The following is an 18,051-nucleotide window of genomic DNA, read 5'->3' as shown; positions in this document are numbered from 1 at the left end:
GCACGATGAAGCTCCTCCACATCACCGATGCCGCGGCCGGCGGCGTGCTGTCCTCAGTGACGGCTCTGGCACGTTCACAGGCTGCTGATCCTCGATTCGACCAAGTGGGGTTCTGCTACACACCACGTGCCGATTCGCCCTCACACGATGAGATCGCGATCGGAATGGGCTGCAGGGTGATGGTCGAGTGCTGGGCACAGACCTCGAAATCCTCTGTCACCAGCCTCATGCGGGGGCTCGTGCGTGAACTTCGCAGCAACCACTGGGACGTGATCCATCTGCATTCGTCTCGGGCAGGCTTCCTGGCCCGGTCGCTGGCGATCCTGCTGCGGCCACGTGCCCACTTGGTCTACAGTCCGCACGGCTTCTCGTTCAATCAGATCGAGTTCTCGAACAGAGCACGAGAGGTCTATCTGAGACTGGAGCGGGTGGCGCTTCACGGAGGCAGGGACCTCGTTCTGGTATCCGGCACAGAAGCAGAGTGTGCCGCCGAGAAGCTGCCGGGCGCCCGCACTGCGGTCCTGGCAAACGCCGTCGACACCTCGCACTTCGCACCGGTCGATACTTCACGGGGACCGGCGAGTGAGGTGGTGGAGGTCGTTCACCTGGGGCGGGTTGCTACGCAGAAGAACCCTGGACAGTTCGCCCAGATAGCGTCACTGGTGCACCGGGAATACCCGGGGAGATTTGCCTTCACCTGGATCGGGGACGGCGACCGCAGTCTGCTTGAGGCAGAGACCGGAGCGCTCGATGATCCCAGAGGCGATGCATCTGCACCGGCAGTTTCAGTCACGGGTTGGGTGTCTCCGGAGGAAATCCGTGAGCACTTGTCCGCTGCCGCGATTCTGCTGTTCACCTCGGCGGCCGAGGGAATGCCCATTGCGATGCTGGAGGCAGGGAGCATGGCTATCCCCACCGTCGGCGCGGATGTCATCGGCGTCCGAGATCTGATCGACGATGATGTCGACGGATCGCTGTTCCGAACGTCGGCAGAGGCCGTCGCAGCTTTGGGCGATCTGCTCTCAGGAGAACGTCGCCGTTCCCTCGGCTTGAGAGCGAGGGAACGGGTGGTGCGCGAGCACTCGCAAGCAGATCTGGCCGGACGATCACTGCACATATACACGGGCTTCATCAGAGCGGAGACCATTCGCCGGCGAGGTGGAACATCAGTACCGGCTCGGCCCCCGACGAAGATCACGACGGTGCACTCGCACGTCTCGAACACAGAAAGCAGAACAGCATGAGCGGCGAACAGATTCTGAGAATCTTCTTCATCAGACGCTGGTGGATCATCGGCTGCGTGATCCTCGGGGCCTTTCTCGGTACGGCGCTGGCCGTCACGCTTCCACAGGTCTACGACGCCCGATCGCAGGTCATCGTCTCAGTGTCGGAGAACTCCGACGTCAGTGCAGCAGAATCAGCGGTCTACATCGATGACCGGATGCCCACCGTCCTCGAGATCAGCCGATCGAACGACTTCGCCGAGGAGGTCGCACGCGGCTCCGGCATCGAACGGACCGCAGCGGAGATCCGCAGCGAACTCGAGGCCACGGTGGTGCCTGACACCACGGTGATCGAAATCCATGCGCGCGATCACAACGCGCAGCAGGCCAAAGTGCTTGCCGATCGAGCGGCGGACACGATGTCCAGATCATTCGTCACCGATCAGTTGGGACCAGATGCCAATATGGATGTGACCGTCCTGCAGAAGGCGGAGACCGATGACGCCGTCAACTTTCCCGACCCGATTCGCTTCCTCGGCATCGGTGCCCTGGCCGGGCTCCTCCTCGGACTGGTGGTGGCTCCGATCAGACATGGTCTGGATTCACGCATCCGTGATTTCAGCGATATTCTCGCGATCTCCGAAGCCGGCCTTCTGGCAGTGCGGATGCAGCGGCCGGGAGGGGCCGTCCGTCGGCAGATCACCAGCGCCGGTGCCGCCACATCAACCGGGGGCCTGCTCGCTCGGCTCGGGGTCAGCAGCCAGTCCGATCACCCCGTGACTGTGACACTCTGCGGCGTCGGCGGGGCGGGCAATGAGCTGGCAGCGGATCTGGTGGAGACTGCGGCCGCCAGCGGTCTGATATGTGCCCTCGTCTCGGCTGATCCGACAGCACTCAACACCACACATTACCGAGAACTGTCCCAGGTCCTCGGGGTCAGCGTCATCGACGTCAGCTCGGAAGCCGGCACGGGAGTATTCAGCGGGCAAGCGGTGAGAACGGCATTGGCCTCCCAGCAGGAACAGTATGACTTGGTGGTCTGTCTGAGCTCGGACTTCGCCTCGCACCCTCAGACCTGCGGCTTCCTCGAGTCTTCGGGACTGGCAGTGATCGTCACGACGCTCCACCCCGACCGGGCCGACCTGCGGGCGACTCGTGAGCTCCTGCGAGCAAACGATACGACCGCAGCCGGGGTCGTCGTCGTCGATCCGACGACGCGATCGAATGATGTTCCGGACTTCATCCGCAGCCTCGACGAACTCGTCGTCGACCCCCACCACACCTCGAAGCCATTCATCGTCGGTTCTGATGAGCCGACTTCGCCTGGTGCCGAACTGGCAACACAGGAATTCGACATGGTGACGACACCAGCGGCAAGTGACGAATTCGTCACTCCAAGAGAAAACGGCCGGAAACGGCACAACACAGATGGAGCACAGTCATGACAGGCACAAACTGGCCGCGGCGACTCTCCCGCCTCGGCGTGCAGAGGAACTCATCCGTGACACGATTGTTCGTGCTCGGTCAGATAGACATATTCTCGATCATCCTCGCGTGGGTGATGATCGTGACGTGGACCTCCCGCGCCGACGGTGCGAAGGGCCTGACGGTCCTGGGTTCGATCATCTTGTGTCAGATACTGGTCGGCTCTGCGCTCTCGCTCTATCGCAATCGGTACCCCATCGGTTCGGCATTGGAGCTGCGCAGACAGGGGATCGGTGCGATCATCGTCACCGCTCTCGGAACCATCATCGCCTCAGTCTCGAGTCTGGCCTATGATCTGCCGTGGTTCCTGCTGGCCATGCTGAGCGCACAGGTGCTCATGATCGCCGGTCGACAGGCGCTGCGGATGTGGATCGACTCGCGGTTCCGTCCGCACTCGGGCCAACGTGTGGTCGTGGTTGGCGCCGGCGAAGCTGGCGGTGCTCTCATCAGTCAGATGCTGAGCGACCCCAACGGCGGCTACATCCCGGTTGCGCTCGTCGATGACGATCGTGCGAAGGCCAAGGCCGTCGTGCACGGGATCCATGTGCGCGGCAACATCGACGATATCCAGTCCGTCGTCGATGATCACGCTGCTGATGGCGTCATCGTCGCTATCGCGCAGGCACCCGCCGAAGTATTCACGACGATGGTTCGTCATCTCGATCTTGAGCACACCTGGGTGAGGACGATCCCGTCATTTGCGGATCTGCTGTCCGATGATGTCGATCTGTCTCGTTTGCGCGACATGAATGTCGCCGACCTCATCGGCCGCAAGATCATCGACCCCGAACCCGAGTCGATCACACGTCTGGTCAAGGGCAAGACCGTGCTCGTCACCGGTGCAGGAGGATCGATCGGGGCAGAGCTGGTCCGTCTCATCGCGAAGCAGTCACCTGAGCGGCTGGTCATGCTCGACCGGGACGAGTCAGCATTGCACTCACTATGTCTGAGCATGGACGGCAGAGCGCTGATGGACTCCGCCGATATCGTCCTCGCCGATATTCGCGATGCGGATGCCTTGGCCGCAGTGTTTGAGGACATCCGCCCACAGCTCGTCTTCCATGCCGCGGCTCTCAAGCACCTGCCGATGCTGGAACGCTACCCGGCCGAGGGGTGGAAGACGAACGTCCACGGGACGCTCAATGTGCTCCGTTGCGCTGCGAAAGTGGGAGTCGAACGCTTCGTCAACATCTCGACGGACAAGGCTGCCAACCCGACGAGTGAGCTGGGGCGTTCGAAATACGTGGCAGAGAGGCTGACGTCTCATTTCGCCGAGGTGACCGGTCGTCCCTATGTCAGCGTGAGATTCGGAAATGTGCTGGGTTCACGTGGGTCAGTCCTCATCTCCTTCACCGAGCAGATCAGGCGCGGGGCACCCCTGACGGTGACACATCCCGATGTGACGAGATTCTTCATGACCATTCCCGAAGCGTGCGTCCTCGTCCTCAACGCTGCATCCGAAGGGGCACCGGGGGAGACGATGGTCCTCGATATGGGCGATCCTGTTCGGATTGTCGACATCGCAGTGCGCATGATGACGATGGCCGGACGGTCGTGCCCGATCACCTATACGGGCCTGCGCGATGGCGAGAAGCTTCACGAGGAGCTTTTCGCGCCGAGTGAGGGAGCGAACCAAACCCCCAATGGGCGTGCGTGGCGCGTGGAGATCAGCGGTCTCGAGCCTGCGTTCCTCGAGGCTCCGGATGTGGACCTTCCTCGGATCCGCGAGGCCTACAGCAGCTATGTCGGGGGAGGCGGCGACCAGGTCGAGCACAAGGCCGCCTCCGAGACGACAGAGGCGAAGGAGAACCCGCTGCCGAGACGAGCGACGCAGGTTCCGGAGCCTGCGGCGCGAGACGCGGAACCCGTTGGTTCCCTGAACCATGCGGCCCGCGTCATCGAGGTCGACAGTGCATTGGTCAAGGAGAGCATCCGATGACGGAGAACATTCCACTCTGCGTTCCATCAGTCGGGTTTGCCGAAGAAGCTGCGGTGTCGATTGCGCTGCAATCGGGCTGGGTCGCTCCCGCAGGCCCACACGTCGACGTCTTCGAAGCTGAACTGGCTGAACTCACCGAACGGCCGGAGGTCGTGACGACGAGCTCGGGGACGGCTGCGCTCCATCTGGCTCTCCTCGCTGTCGGCATCGAGCCCGGTGATGAAGTCGCAGTGGCGACTCTGACCTTCGCCGCCACGGCGAATGCCGTGGCCTATGTCGGTGCCACTCCCGTCTTCATCGATTGCGATGACATGGGACTGATGTCGCCGGAGCTGCTTCGGCTGGCGCTGAGCGAGAGGGCTGCGGCGGGCAGACCGATCAGAGCCGTCATCCCCGTCGATGTCTATGGCCGACCCGTTGACCACCAGGCCATCGCCGAGGCGGCTCAGGACTTCGGTGCTGTCGTCGTGGCCGATGCGGCCGAATCGCTGGGCGCTCGCCTCGGCGGTCGTCCGGCAGGATCGTTCGGTGCTTTTGCCGCGGTGTCGTTCAACGGCAACAAGATCGTCACAACCTCATCAGGGGGTGCCCTCCTATGTCCGGACCACGAGAGCGCACAGCGTGTGCGCTACCTGGCCAGTCAGGCGCGTCAGCCGGTGCCGCACTACGAGCATACGGAGATCGGCTACAACTATCGGCTCTCCAACATCCTCGCTGCACTCGGCTCGGCACAGCTGGCGCGACTGCCCGAGATCCTGCGGGCAAAGCGGTCGAACTTCGAGATCTACAAAGCAATGGCCGAACAGCTGGACGGTGTGCGCATACTCGATCCTGCTGAGGGGAACTGCTGGATGAACACGCTCATCCTGGAGTCCGAAGCCGACGCAACCGGCATGGCAGGCAGTCTGCTCGACGTCGGAATCGAGACCCGACCGGTCTTCAAACCGATGCACATGCAGCCGGCCCAGGCGGGCGCAGATCGGTCTTACATCACCGGTCGCGCAGAGGATCTGTATCGGCGCGGGATCGTCCTCCCCTCGAGCACGGACCTGCGGCCAGAGCAGATCAGTCGAGTCGTGGACATCATCGTGTCGACCTGCCGGACAAGGAGCACAGCATGATGGAACGGTTCTCACGGGCTCTCGTCATCGCCCCACACCCTGACGACGAGGTCCTCGGAGCCGGCGGTACGATGGCCGCTCTGCACGCCCACGGATGTGAAGTCCATGTGCTCGTGGCCTCACAGGACCAGCCGCCTCTGTACCCCTCGGGCACTGCTGAGATGATCCGGGCCGAAGCACAGGACGCGCATGCGCGCCTCGGTGTCACCAGCACCGAGTATCTGCCGCATCCGTCCGTCGAGTTGGCCAGGATGGGAGTGGCGGCGCTCAACTCGGGGATCCAGGCGACTGTCGACCGTCTGCACCCGGACCTCGTGTTGGCTCCATTTCCTGATCGGCACCTCGATCACAAGGCGGTGTTCGAAGCTGCGATGGTGGCTGTCAGGCCGGTGGGGGCCGGAACGGGCATCTCGGCCGTGGCGCTCTACGAGACGATCTCGGAGACTCATTGGAATGCGCCGCACATCGAAGCCGATTTCACTCCTGACTGGTTCGTCGACATCTCGGACCACATCGATGCCAAACTGACAGCCTTCGCCGCCTACGCCTCGCAGGTCCAGGACCATCCCGGGCCACGCTCCCTGGCCGCTCTGAAGGCCTTGGCCGTCTTTCGCGGCAGTCAGGCGAGTCTTGCCTTCGCCGAGACTTTCCACACGGTCCGTCGCATCACCCGATCCGGAGATTGGGCAAGCGAATGAGGTGGCGGTCGGGTCTGCGTGGTATCGGCGGCGATGCGTTGGTCGTCGGCATCGGCCAGCTTGCGGCGTTTGCCTACCCCATCGTCAGCTTGCCGTTGCTGACGAGGCTGCTCGGGGTGAACTCCTTCGGAAGAGTGGTGATCATCGTTGCGATTCTTCAAGTCATCGTGCGCCTGTGCGACTACGGGTTCTCTGTCAGCGCTGTGCGCAGAATCGCGGTCGCGAAGGACGATTCCGAACGTTCCCAGGTCATCTTCTCCACCCTCCTCGCCGTGGTGCTGCTGTGGTTGGCCGGTGCGGGTGCGCTGCTGCTGATCGTCGCGGCCGTCCCGACGCTGCACAGGGACTTCGGCCTCTATCTGATCGGAGCTCTGGTCATTGCGGGCGGAATCGGCTTTCCCTCGTGGCTGCTGCAGGGCCTGCGACGCCTGCGCCTGTTCGCAGTGATCACCGCGACGTCACGCTGCATCGCACTGGTGGGGCTGATCGTCACGGTGAAGGGCGAGTCCGATATCGGGTGGGCGATCGCCTGGCAGTTCGCTCCACCAGCCATCGCCACTCTGCTCGCATGGCCGTTCCTCGCCCATCGCTGCGTACAGTGGTCGACGCCGAGCCTGCGGGCGGCGAGATCTGCGCTGGCAGACGGCCGCGAACTGTTCTTCTCCTCACTCGCGCACAGTCTGATGGGCTCGGCACCGGTCGTGGTCCTCGGGCTGGTCTCTGTTCCTGCCCAGGCCGCACACTACGGCGCGGCAGAACGGTTCGGAAACGCCGGACGCGGAGTGCTCTTCGCCATCACCGATGCCCTCATGCCCCGCATGGTCGATGCCCGAGATCGCAACCGTCCGGGAGCGGCAGGGCCCGGTGCGATCATGATCGCGCTCTTCGCGCTGTTCGCCATGGGCGGGGTCACGCTGATCCTCGTGGCCCCCTGGTTCGTCCCGTGGTATCTGGGCGCTGGATTCGCCGAGGTTGTGCCGATTGCGCAGATCATCGGCATTGCACTCGTCACCAGCGGCGGCGTCGCCGTGCTCATGCTCGACCTCAACTCGCAGCGTCGCTACTCTGCCACCGCCATGGCGATGATGAGCGGCGCGGTGGCCCATCTCGTCATTCTCGTGCCGATGGCTGTGGCATTCGGCGCGATCGGAGCCGCATGGGCATTGGTCTTCGCCGAGCTCTTCATCACCGGGCTGCTGTTGGTGCTGCGCTGGCGGGGCCCGGCTGCCCACGCGCTCGAGGTGAGAACCGACGAACCGGACAACATCGACAGGGAGACTGCTGATCATGAATTATGAACCCCCGAGCGAAGAGGCGATCACCGAGCGCACTCGCAATGCTGCGGTCACCGTCGTGGTACCCGCGTACAACAGCGCCGATACCATTGTGCGGACATTGGACTCTCTGACGGCGCAGACATCGACCGACTTCTGTGTCCTCGTCATCGATGACGGCTCAGACGAGGAGATCCTCGGGCTCATGCCAGATGATCCTCGCTTCTTAGGACACCGGCTGCAGACCAATCGGGGATATGCGGGGGTGACGAACTGTGCGCTCGGCCTGATCTCGAGCAGGTGGGTGATCTTCCTCGACTCCGATGACACCTTCGACCCCGAATGTCTGGAAGTCCTTGTGGCGCGCGGAGAGATGGAGGACTCCGATGTGGTCGTACTTCCCCTGAAGACGATCACAGCTTCTGGAGCTGTGAGCATCGCTGGGGTCGTCGACACCCCATCGCCGTTGCCTGCCCCGCAGGCCCTGCAGCTGTTCATCGACGGTCGAGCCCGATTCAACCAGCATCTGCTGTTCCGTCCCAATCACGTTCGTTCGAAGGACAACACATACAGCGACCTGGGATTCGTCTTCAACCTGCTCAGCACCGTGTCGACTGTGAGCTTTGAGACCCGACCCATGTACAACTATTTCCTGAATGCCGAATCGGTGACGGGCCAACTGCGTCCCAGCATCTGGGATCTTGCTACCGTGCTCGACGACGTCGAAGACGCCCTCTATGCCGTCTACTCGGGGCGTGAGGCCGTCGAAGCAATCCATCGGATGCGGTGGATGCAGCTGAACTTCATGGTCAGCAAGGCAGCTGGAGACACGCAGTCGCCGAGGCTGCAGGCGGAAGTTTACTCCTGGTGTCGGAATGAGATCCGATTCTCGCATGTCGTCGATGCGATGAGGAGTCGCCATGTGGCCAGGGGGCTGTCGCTGGCGCTCGCCCGCATGAGCCGGGGAGTCCACAGCCGGGCCTATCGTCTGCGCGGCAGATTGCAGGAGGCCCGGACATGACAGTCCCGGCGACGACCTCACGGCGACGCTGGTTGATCGGAGCGGGCCTGATCACGGTGTCCGCGTTGGTCACTGCCGATGGGTGTGCGGCTCAGCGAGTCGGCCGGTTCGGCTTCACCGTGAGCTCACCTCAGCCGGGGCTCGAGGAGTTCGAAAGGGATGTTCGCGCCGTGCACGAGCTCGGAGCCGAATGGGTGCGTTTCGGGGTCGTCGGCTTCGAGGTCATCAGGTCCTGGTCGGAGAAGGGGGAGCTGGTCTTCAACCCAGAGCGTCTGCGCCTCTACGACAGTGCTTTTGCATTCGTGGAATCATTGGGCATGAGCGTCTGTCTGCTCACAGTCGACGGGGCCCCCGCATCGCAGAACACCCCGGAGTACTTTGCAGCGATGAAGCAGTACTGGGGGCAGTTGGCACAGCGTTTCGGCTCCTCAGTCGCCGTCTGGCAGGTCTACAACGAAGCCAGTGATCTCGACTTTCGTACGGCACGCGCCATCGAGGGAGATCTCGACACCTATCTCTCCGACCTCGACGAAGCACTCGGAGTGGCGCGAGAGTCCATCCACGCGCATGCGTCCCATGTCCAGATCACGACGAGCGCCAGCGGATATCCCGTCAATGACGAACGCGAGCAGCAGTGGCTGCGGTTCTTCGCCGCTGTCAGCGGGCACCTCGACATCTGCACGGTCGACTTCTACCCGGTGCTCTCGCGCAAGGCGATGTCGTCCCTGCCCAGACGCATCGAAAGGCTGGGACAGCAAGAGCATCTGCCCGTATCCGTGGGTGAGTTCGGTCTGCAGACGGGACCTGGTCTCTACACGGAGGCACAGCAGGCGGAATCACTGGTCGAAACGATCGGCGAACTCTCACAATCTGCTGCAGATCCGGTGTTCGTCTATCGGCTGCGCAATGACGGCGCCTCCCAGGACGACGGCTTCGGGCTCTTCGAGATCGATGGAACGCCGAAGTCGTCCCTGCCGAAGGTCGCCGCTGCCATCTCCCGAGGCTTTCCCGATGGTTGAAACACGGATGTCTGTGACAGCAGCGAGAAGCTCAGCACCACCTCGGCGACGGAAAACCGGTCCGAGACCTTCATCCCCGGAGGGAAAGACCAACACTCATGAACGTCAATGTAGATTCCGCCCCTGGCGACAATGTCGGGCTCTGCTGTGAAAAGGCTGCGTATGCTGCTTCTGCGCGTCGTCGCGTGCCGGACTCGGAGCCGAACGTGAGCCGGTGTCGCAGTCCGGAAGAGCTCGCACGGGAACTCGGCCTCGCCGGTGCGGAGTTGACGGCGCCTGCTCGGGACTGTTCGGCCATCACCCGTGCCGAATTGGCAGCCAGTCTCTACACCGCCACCGGCGGGTGGGCGGACTTGGCCCGCACAGTCCTCGACATCGCCGAATGGACGGTGCTGCCCGATGATGTGACGGCGACGAGCTTTGCCGACTATGTGGCCACTCTGAGTCCCCGGCTGGAGCTCGATCTCACAAGCAGTGACGCGTGGGTTGCGACGGTTCTGTCACATCTGAGCTCGTTCTCCAGGCAGACCGCGGTGCTCGCCCTGTCCTCGATCGATGCGAAGGTCGAAGGGGGACTCGTGCTCCACGATGCGGAGGGGGTGCTCATGCGGCTGCAGATGGCGGGCGTCGTCATATTCGCGGAGGAATCAGCCGGACGCAGGTACCTGCGCGTTCCCGCTCTGCTGGCGGCGGTCCTGCGTCGAGAGGCTGCGGAGGGTGAGTCCTATCCGGGACTTGTCACGGATCTCGTCGGGGCGCTGACTGACCATCTCGAGAATTCCCAGATCCCCGACCTGCGCGTTCTCGCTGATGTCCTGGGCCTGGCGCGACGCAGTGGACTCTGGCGGGTGCTGATCCGACTTCAGGAATCATTTGGCTTGGCAATGTTTCTGCTGGCCCCCCAGGCAGTATGCGGAGCCTATGCAGGTCTTCCCGCGGCTGCTCTCTCGGACGAGCCCGAATTGGACATCATGTATCTGCTGGCGGAGGAACTCGTGGGACATCATGAGAATGAGATCACATGTGAAGCGGCACGAGACATCCTCGTGTGGGAAACTCGCGCAGGACAGTTGAGTCGGTTCCTCCCCGGTGATTCTTCCGTCAGGAAGGATGGCGGCGGGGCAGAAGATGAGGCCCGTCTCGGCGGCTTCGCGACGATCGGTCGTATGGTCGAACTGGCCCAGACGGGGCAGCACGCGAGGGCGGCGAGCACCGGACTGGAGTGGTTGGGAGGGGTCGGTGGGACACGGTCCCGCCTCATCATCCGATTTCTGACAGCGGTCTCGCTCTTCCACTCGGCTGAGCCGCAGAGAGCGCTGTCCATCCTGCATGAGATCGAACCGGCAGCGAGCAGCCGACACATCGATGGAGACTTCCTGCTGCCAGCCATCACAGCGTGGACGGCCCTGGTGTCCGCATCCAGCGGCGATCATGAACGAGCCGACCGGCATTTGGAACGACTGGCAGACGAGATCCACTTTCCCGTCGTCATCGACGAATGGGTGCAGCCGACGATGCACATCGCTGCGGCGCTGCGCGCTCTCGATCGGCTGGACCTGGATGGGGCCCGGAGGGAGATCGATCTGCTGACCGGTTATCCGCAACTCGGTTCACTGTCGGCCTACATTCCCGTCATCAGCCGCATGCTCGCACTTCTCGGTGCCACGACCGAATCCGAGCTGCTGTTCGTCACCGATGAGATCGAAGAATACCGGGATCCGGTATCCGTGTCGGTCACGGGGCGGGAACTGCTGCGGGCAAGCCGCATTATGGTCTTCATCGGTATGGGGCAGTTGAAATGGGCCGAGGCGGAGAACCAGCAGCTGTCCGTGAGCTTCGGTCCGCGCATTGTGCTCAGCGCTCGAATCGAACTCATCGCAGGCCGGCACAAGAGTGCGGTCGTGATGGCTGATACGTGGTTCTACCATCAGTCGCTGACTCCGAAGACTCGAGCCGAGCTGGCAGCAATCAAAGCCGCCGCGCTGCAGAGGATCGGACAGGAGAGCGAGGCGAGGGCCGAGTTCCTCACCGCCATCAGCCTCTCTGCCTGGGTGAGCTCGCTTCTGCCCATCGCCCTCCTGCCGCTGGGAGACAGGACGCGACTGCTCGCGTTGACGAGGCAGGACAGGACATGGGATGAGGCGTTCTCCGTCTTCAGCCGACACTTCCGAAGCAAGGAGGATCTCCTTACGCGGCTGCAGACTGTGGGAGTGATATCGGTCGAAGAAGTGTCACTGCCCGAACTGAGCCCGGCAGAGTTGCAGCTGCTTGAACTTCTCTCTCAGGGACTGACGATCTCAGAGATCTCAAACGAATTCCAACAGGTGCCGGGGACAGTGAAGAACCGCCTCTCGGTCCTCTACCACAAGTTCGAAGTCGCCGGCAGAGAAGAGGTCATCAAGCAAGCGAGGCGGCTGGGCTTCCTGCGGCCAGGGTGAGCGCTGGGGTTTATGCTGATCACGGAGGCCGGTTCATAGGGTTGGGGCAGCGAGTTCAGACGGTGATCAGCTGCTCTCTTGCCGAGCGACGGCTGAGAGTGTCAGCGACGAGCTCCTCAGCTACCTTGCCTGCAAGCTGCATGATCCGGACTACACTCTCGATATGCCAGAGGGCCGAACTCCCGTGATGGTGTCCGGCGATCAGCGGTCCGAGGACGAAGATGCCCGGATTGGCACGGAACGAACCATCCAGGGCAAGCCCGGACTTCGAAGCCGAAGGCTTCACTGTTCCCGCGCCGAGCATCTGTCGCAGCAGTGGGGAGTGGGTGTCTGTGACTCGTTCGAATCCCGTGGCATTGATGATCACCGCATAGCCGTGATCCGGGGTGTTCGGGGCACCGACAGTCGGGAAGAGGGTCGATGCGGTTGGCCGGTCCACATCGGCGAACAGCATACCCTCAAGATGAAGCGCTTCTCGAAATCGCCCGGGGACGCAGGCTATGCTTCCGTCTGAGATGCCTTCGTCGAGTAGGTCGACGGCATCACCCCCGGCTTGGCGCAGCAGGTCGGAGATGGCGCGTCCGTGTTCGGTTGCCATGGAGCACAGCTCATAGTCCTCCATATAGGCCAGAGAGGACCCGACTGCTGCGATCAGCGCTTCGATCTTCGATTTGAAGCTGTGGTGGTCGACCGATGCCGCAAGCTCCGCGCGCACCGCGGCATGCAGCTCCCTCGCCCGTAACGGAGTCTCTGCCGCAGCAGACTCGAGCAGCCGGTCGACGATCGGTGTCGGTGCCCGTTCGTCGGAGCGGTCGTGATGCCAATGGTGAGGTCGTCCCTGGGGCGAGAGGATGGTGAGCCTGGCGCCGGTGTCCTGTCTGAGCCTGTGCGATGCGAGAAGGAACTCCAGAGCATCCGCATTTCCGCCCACCAGCAGGATCTCCCGCTTCTCAAGCGGCAACGACATCAACCGGCCCTTGATCCTCTCGATCACGTGTTCAATCCCCGGAGCGTGGATATCATCGACGAAGCCCGCGGCGAGGTGATCGTCGATGACGGTCGAATCGCCGTCGGTGACTGCCAGCTGCCGCACTGGTGGTGAGCCGATGGCCAGCAGCATGGAACACGCATGAAGGGTGAAGCGCACCTCACCGTCAGAAGTCCTTTCGCGCAGATGGGCACCTCCGTGACCGTCCCCGATCACCTCATTGACATCAGCATGGACGAAGTCGACTTCGACGAAGCCCCGGGTAAGATCGACGGCACGTTCGACGAGCTCAGCCAGATACTGTCCGTAGAGTCGGCGCGGAAGATAGAGACCGTCCCATCTGCCGGCACGCACCTCGTCTTCGTGGCGAAGGATCCAGTCCCGATCCATGGCCTGGGCCAGAAGCGAATCGGGGGGCAGGCCAGCTGCTGCCCAGGCGAGCATCTCCTCTCGTCGTTCCTCAAGCCAACTGATGAACTCACCGCGCTCGCGGTCTGGGAGGAAATTCTCCAGTGCCGAGATCAGAAGCGAGGAGCGTCCCGAACGATGACCGTAGGGGATACCGGAATGGAACTGCTCGTCTCGGTCGATGACCGTGATGCGGATGCCGTCATCGAGTGATGACTTCCGCTCGGCAAGCAGGGAGAGGATCTGCAGCAGCCCATGTGTGCCTGAGGCTCCTGAACCAAGGATGGCAATGTCCACTTCATGTGCTGAAGGTTTTCTCATCGTCGAGACTGCTTTCGTCGAAATGACACATGGTGACCCCAGGATAGTCCGCCGGCCGAACACCCACAGTCACGAATTCATCTCAATTCGGCTCCCTTCTGCTCTTCTTCTCCCCAGATTCTCCCCGGAGGCCGGGCCTTCGCCTTCACACCGTGACGAGGTCCCTGCGCCGGAACCCGAGCACACCGAGGATCACGAGGACGGCAGCAATCGCGACCAGTGCCACGACCGCCTCGGGAGACAGATCCTGGGCAGGATACTGGCCGATGTGAACGAACACGGAAGTGTCGAGGACCGCCTCGTCGAGGTCCATCATCTGTCCGAACAGGGCCAGGCCGGCACTGCAGGCGAAGACGATCCAGGTCAGGCCCTGCAGCCTCGGTGCGCAGCCGTAGAGTGCGAGGGCGAGCCCGAGCAGAGCCCACACGGATGCGGTCTGAGCGATGTGGCCGAGGATCGTCGGTCCCAGCAGAGACCAGCCGCCGGTCGATGCGGCCGCTCCCAGCCCCTCGCCGAGGCCTGCCAGGGCCAGCAGCCAGAGCGAGCCCAGCAGTGTCACAGACATCCACGACAGCACCCAGCGGCCGCGTCCCACGGCCGTGGCGAGCACGGGCTCCGTGCGCAGCCCCGACTCCTCGGCCCGCAGCCCCGAGGCGGCGATGATCGCATAGGCGGCGACGATCATGGCGAAGTAGAGGGCCATATAGCCGATGTAGCCGTCGACGATTCCACTCGAGCCGCCCATGAGATCGAGGATCTCCGGTGGCATCCCAGCCGCACCGTCGCGCATGACTCCGGTGAAGGAGCCGAAGATCAGCGCCATGGCGAAGACCCCGATCGACCACCAGACCAGACTCGAACGCTGCAGACGAAGTGCCAGTCCTGTGCTCGTCGACAGAGCAGATGAGGCGTGGGCCCGGCCCAGGCGGTCGGCGAAGATCCCCGCCGACAGATCGCGGCGAGACTGGAGCAGCACGCTCACAGGGACGAGGACGACGATGGCTGCCACTGACAGCAGCAGTGGCATCCAGCGATCGAGAGTGTACGGGGCCGTCTGCTGCGACCAGCCCAGTGGGGAGAGCCAGGAGAGCCATTTCAGGTCGCCACCCGAAACGGCCGACATGTCACCGAGGCCGCGGACGACGAACGCCGCAGCGAGGACTGCTCCGGCGATGCCTGAGGCTGCCCGAGAGAACGAGCTCAGCTGCACGGTGACGCCCGTGATCGTTGCGAACACGCAGCCTGCCGCGGCGATGCTCGCGCCGAAGAGGAGGGCAGAGGAGAAGGGGTCGGGCTTCGCTTCGGAGAAGAAGAATGTCAGGGACATGAGGAACCCGGCCACCAGGTTCATTACCACTGTGAGACCCAGCGCGGCCAGAAGCTGCGTGTGGCGGCCGACCACGTTCGCTCTCAGCAGTTCTGCCCGACCGGTCTGCTCCTCGGCGCGGGTGTGCCGAGTCATCGTGGTGATCGACATCAGGGCAGCGCCGAGCATGAGGAAGACCCCGTACATGCCGACGACGAAGCGTGGGATCGTGATCTCATCCATTCCGTAGCCCGGGCCGGTGATCAGACCCATCACGGGATTCTTCGCGAACACCACCATCGAGGCCAGGGTGCCTTCGTCCATGACGACCGCGATCGCATTTGCGAAGTAGGCGTTGAGGGCGGCGAGGCTGAGAATCCAGATGGGCGCTCGCCACCTGTCTCGTCGGCCCATGAGCCGCAGCAGAGTCCACAGGCCGGCCACCTCGGAGCTGCCGTGGTCCTCTGAATGACGGCCGCGGCCGGAACGGTTCAGCCGTGCATCATTCCGGTTGGGGGCGCCGGCGGTGCGTGCCAGGAGGGTCATGGCTCCTCCTTCGCAAGGAGCCCGCGGCCGGAAGCAGTGTGGCGACTCGCGGAGCCGCTGCGACCGGCAGTACCGCGAGCACCGGCAGTACCGGCAGCGTTGCCGTAGTGACGCAGCAGCAGCTGTTCGAGCGTGGGCGGCGTCGCTGTCAGCGCCCGGATCTCATGCTCGCCGAGAGCGCGCATGATGGCGGGAAGCTCGGCGGTGTCGGCGCTGAAGTGCAGCTGCGGTCCCTCACGGACCAGATCGTGGACTCCGGGCATGTTCTGCAGTTGCGGAATCTCCGACTCCACTTCGACGGTGACCGTTGTTCGGGAGAGGTGGCGCAGGTCCGACAACGCGCCGGATTCGACGATTCGTCCCGATCTGATGATCGAGACACGGTCGGCCAATGCCTCCACCTGCGCGAGGATGTGACTGGAGAGCAGCACCGTGCGTCCTTCCTCCTTCGCCTCTCGGATGCACTGCTGGAAGACGGCCTCCATGAGCGGGTCGAGCCCGGCAGTCGGTTCGTCGAGCAGCAGAAGATCGACGTGTGAGGCCAGCGCCGAGATCAGCGCAACCTTCTGCCGATTGCCCTTCGAATAGGTTCGGCCCTTCTTACGCGGGTCGAGGTCGAAGCGCTCGATGAGTTCATCGCGCTTGCGGGTATCGACCCCGCCGCGCAGCCGCGCGAACAGATCGATTGCCTCGCCCCCGCTCAGACTCGGCCAGAGTTCGACGTCGCCGGGAACGTAGGCGAGCCTGCGGTGAAGGGGCACCGCACGCTTCCAGGGGTCCTGTCCGAGGAGTCTGATGCGACCCGAATCGTGTTTGAGGATGCCCAGCAGGATCCTGATGGCCGTCGACTTGCCGGCCCCGTTCGGGCCCAGGAATCCGTGGACCTCGCCGCGTGCCACCTCGAGGGACAGCCCGTCGAGCGCGCGGACGCGGCCGTAGCTCTTGACCACGTCCCGCATGGAGATGGCCATGGAGTCGGTGTCGGCAACCGCCGAGGTGGACGGTGGAGTGTTCGTCGCTGTGGTCATGGCTGATCGCCTCCTGAGGGTTTGGTGGGGTCGGGTGCCGCATCGTCGGGAATCGTGCTGTCGGGGATCGCGCTGTCGGGGATCGTCTCGAAGACGCCGTTGAGGTAGAGGTCGAGCAGGTGGGGTGCGAGCCGAGTCATCGTCTCCGCTGTGCCATTCGTACCCAGAGAGGTCTGCAGTCGGTGTTCGAGCATCGACGGCGCCAGTGCCAACGTCGCGAGAGTCGCCGCCTGCCCCCGAGGATCCTCACTCTGCCGAAACGTGTATCCGGCGAAGCCATGGGCGATGTAGTCCTCGACGAGACCGATGTAGTGCTCGAAATGGCGTTGGCCGTGTTCGCTGGGATCCAGCAGAGACTTCATGAGGTAGTTGAAGTTCATCGCCATACTCGGATCGTCGAAGAACATCCGCATGACGCGAGCGGAGTATTCGACATTCGCGGCTTGGGCCTCGGAGATGGCATCGAAGACGTGGTTGTCGCAGACGGTGCGCAGCCTCTCCTTCGACCCGAAGTGGTGGATGACGAGCCCGGGGGAGACCCCGGCCGCCGAGGCGATGCTGCGGATCGTCGATTTTGTGAACCCGTGGATGGCGAACTCCGAAATCGCGGCAGTGCGAATCCGGTCCGCAGTCTCCGGGGAGGCATTGGGAGAACGAGCAGGCTTTGCCTCTGCCGGTTCGGGAGTCTGCCTCGCTGTCGGCTTCCTCGAGTTCGATTCGTCGTGTGTTGAACGCATGTTTAATATTAAACGCGCGTTCAATCATGGAGTCAATGGGGCGGGTGAATTTTTTCGGGTCGAGCCGACCGGGAGTTGCGCCGGCGGTCTCGCGTAGAGGTGGTTCATCTCTTGACGTACAACCGAATGGTTGTATAATTTGACTATGGAAGCACTTTCCGACGATCAGGTGGACCTGATGTTTCAGGCATTGGCCGATCGGACGCGTCGCGACATCGTGCGGCGGGTCATGGTCGAAGAGCTTTCGGTGTCCGAGCTCGCAGATTCCTATGACATGAGCTTTGCAGGGGTGCAGAAGCACGTTGCTGTGCTTGAGCGTGCGAAGATCGTGTCGAAACGGCGGGTCGGACGCGCCCAGATCGCGCACGTCGAAATGGGTGCGATTCGCACCGTGGCCTCACTGCTGAGCGAGCTTGAGGAAATGTGGCGTGCACGGATCGAACGCATCGATGACCTGCTGGCCCAGGATGGGGCCGACGGTCTGTGATGCGAACACGAT

At 63.1% G+C, this 18,051-nt stretch carries 14 protein-coding genes; 10 read left to right on the top strand and 4 right to left on the bottom strand.

Annotation, left to right across the window (positions count from 1 at the left end; genetic code table 11):
* Nucleotides 1-5: 5 nt before the first annotated feature.
* The 9 genes from ACPUD7_RS02170 to ACPUD7_RS02130 all read left to right on the top strand — a co-directional run bounded on the left by ACPUD7_RS02170 (nt 6) and on the right by ACPUD7_RS02130 (nt 12,218).
* Nucleotides 6-1,244, top strand: coding sequence for a glycosyltransferase (locus ACPUD7_RS02170; protein ID WP_301536484.1), 1,239 nt, complete (start codon nt 6-8; stop codon nt 1,242-1,244).
* Nucleotides 1,241-2,668 (top strand): YveK family protein, encoded by a 1,428-nt coding sequence (locus ACPUD7_RS02165; protein ID WP_425118985.1) that lies wholly within the window; start codon nt 1,241-1,243, stop codon nt 2,666-2,668. The genes ACPUD7_RS02170 and ACPUD7_RS02165 overlap by 4 nt, the downstream gene beginning before the upstream one ends.
* Nucleotides 2,665-4,647, top strand: coding sequence for an SDR family NAD(P)-dependent oxidoreductase (locus tag ACPUD7_RS02160; protein ID WP_301477838.1), 1,983 nt, complete (start codon nt 2,665-2,667; stop codon nt 4,645-4,647). The genes ACPUD7_RS02165 and ACPUD7_RS02160 overlap by 4 nt, the downstream gene beginning before the upstream one ends.
* Nucleotides 4,644-5,768, top strand: a complete 1,125-nt coding sequence (locus ACPUD7_RS02155) for an aminotransferase class I/II-fold pyridoxal phosphate-dependent enzyme (protein WP_425118984.1) — start codon at nt 4,644-4,646, stop codon at nt 5,766-5,768. The genes ACPUD7_RS02160 and ACPUD7_RS02155 overlap by 4 nt, the downstream gene beginning before the upstream one ends.
* A complete protein-coding gene (locus ACPUD7_RS02150) occupies nt 5,765-6,466 on the top strand; it encodes a PIG-L deacetylase family protein (protein ID WP_301477842.1) in 702 nt (233 codons plus the stop codon). The genes ACPUD7_RS02155 and ACPUD7_RS02150 overlap by 4 nt, the downstream gene beginning before the upstream one ends.
* Nucleotides 6,463-7,764, top strand: a complete 1,302-nt coding sequence (locus ACPUD7_RS02145) for a lipopolysaccharide biosynthesis protein (protein WP_301477844.1) — start codon at nt 6,463-6,465, stop codon at nt 7,762-7,764. Before ACPUD7_RS02150 ends, ACPUD7_RS02145 begins: the two co-directional genes overlap by 4 nt.
* The gene (locus tag ACPUD7_RS02140) at nt 7,754-8,761 is read left to right on the top strand and encodes a glycosyltransferase family 2 protein (RefSeq protein WP_301477846.1); all 1,008 of its coding nucleotides are present in this window, start codon (nt 7,754-7,756) and stop codon (nt 8,759-8,761) included. Before ACPUD7_RS02145 ends, ACPUD7_RS02140 begins: the two co-directional genes overlap by 11 nt.
* Nucleotides 8,758-9,780, top strand: coding sequence for a hypothetical protein (locus ACPUD7_RS02135; protein ID WP_425118983.1), 1,023 nt, complete (start codon nt 8,758-8,760; stop codon nt 9,778-9,780). The genes ACPUD7_RS02140 and ACPUD7_RS02135 overlap by 4 nt, the downstream gene beginning before the upstream one ends.
* Nucleotides 9,781-10,091: 311 nt before the next feature.
* The gene (locus ACPUD7_RS02130; protein WP_425118982.1) at nt 10,092-12,218 is read left to right on the top strand and encodes a LuxR C-terminal-related transcriptional regulator; all 2,127 of its coding nucleotides are present in this window, start codon (nt 10,092-10,094) and stop codon (nt 12,216-12,218) included.
* A gap of 55 nt (nt 12,219-12,273) precedes the next feature.
* On the opposite strand, the gene ACPUD7_RS02125 is transcribed toward ACPUD7_RS02130, so the two are convergent.
* From ACPUD7_RS02125 to ACPUD7_RS02110, 4 genes are all read right to left on the bottom strand, one after another.
* Nucleotides 12,274-13,935: an FAD/NAD(P)-binding protein gene (locus ACPUD7_RS02125; RefSeq protein ID WP_425118980.1), complete on the bottom strand. Its 1,662-nt coding sequence runs from the start codon at nt 13,933-13,935 to the stop codon at nt 12,274-12,276.
* Nucleotides 13,936-14,080: 145 nt separating this feature from the next.
* Nucleotides 14,081-15,787: an ABC transporter permease gene (locus ACPUD7_RS02120; RefSeq protein ID WP_425118979.1), complete on the bottom strand. Its 1,707-nt coding sequence runs from the start codon at nt 15,785-15,787 to the stop codon at nt 14,081-14,083.
* A complete protein-coding gene (locus ACPUD7_RS02115; RefSeq protein ID WP_425118978.1) occupies nt 15,784-16,815 on the bottom strand; it encodes an ATP-binding cassette domain-containing protein in 1,032 nt (343 codons plus the stop codon). Before ACPUD7_RS02115 ends, ACPUD7_RS02120 begins: the two co-directional genes overlap by 4 nt.
* Nucleotides 16,812-17,552, bottom strand: coding sequence for a TetR/AcrR family transcriptional regulator (locus ACPUD7_RS02110; protein ID WP_425118976.1), 741 nt, complete (start codon nt 17,550-17,552; stop codon nt 16,812-16,814). The genes ACPUD7_RS02115 and ACPUD7_RS02110 overlap by 4 nt, the downstream gene beginning before the upstream one ends.
* Before the next feature lie 145 nt (nt 17,553-17,697).
* Here ACPUD7_RS02110 and ACPUD7_RS02105 point away from each other — a divergent pair, with 145 nt between their 5' ends.
* Entirely contained in the window at nt 17,698-18,039 is a 342-nt protein-coding gene (locus ACPUD7_RS02105; protein WP_301537710.1) for an ArsR/SmtB family transcription factor, read from the top strand.
* Nucleotides 18,040-18,051 lie beyond the last annotated feature (12 nt).

Source organism: Brevibacterium sp. FAM 24630 (genome assembly GCF_049804075.1).
Lineage (GTDB): Bacteria > Actinomycetota > Actinomycetes > Actinomycetales > Brevibacteriaceae > Brevibacterium.
This window is presented reverse-complemented; position numbering and strand designations above follow the sequence as displayed.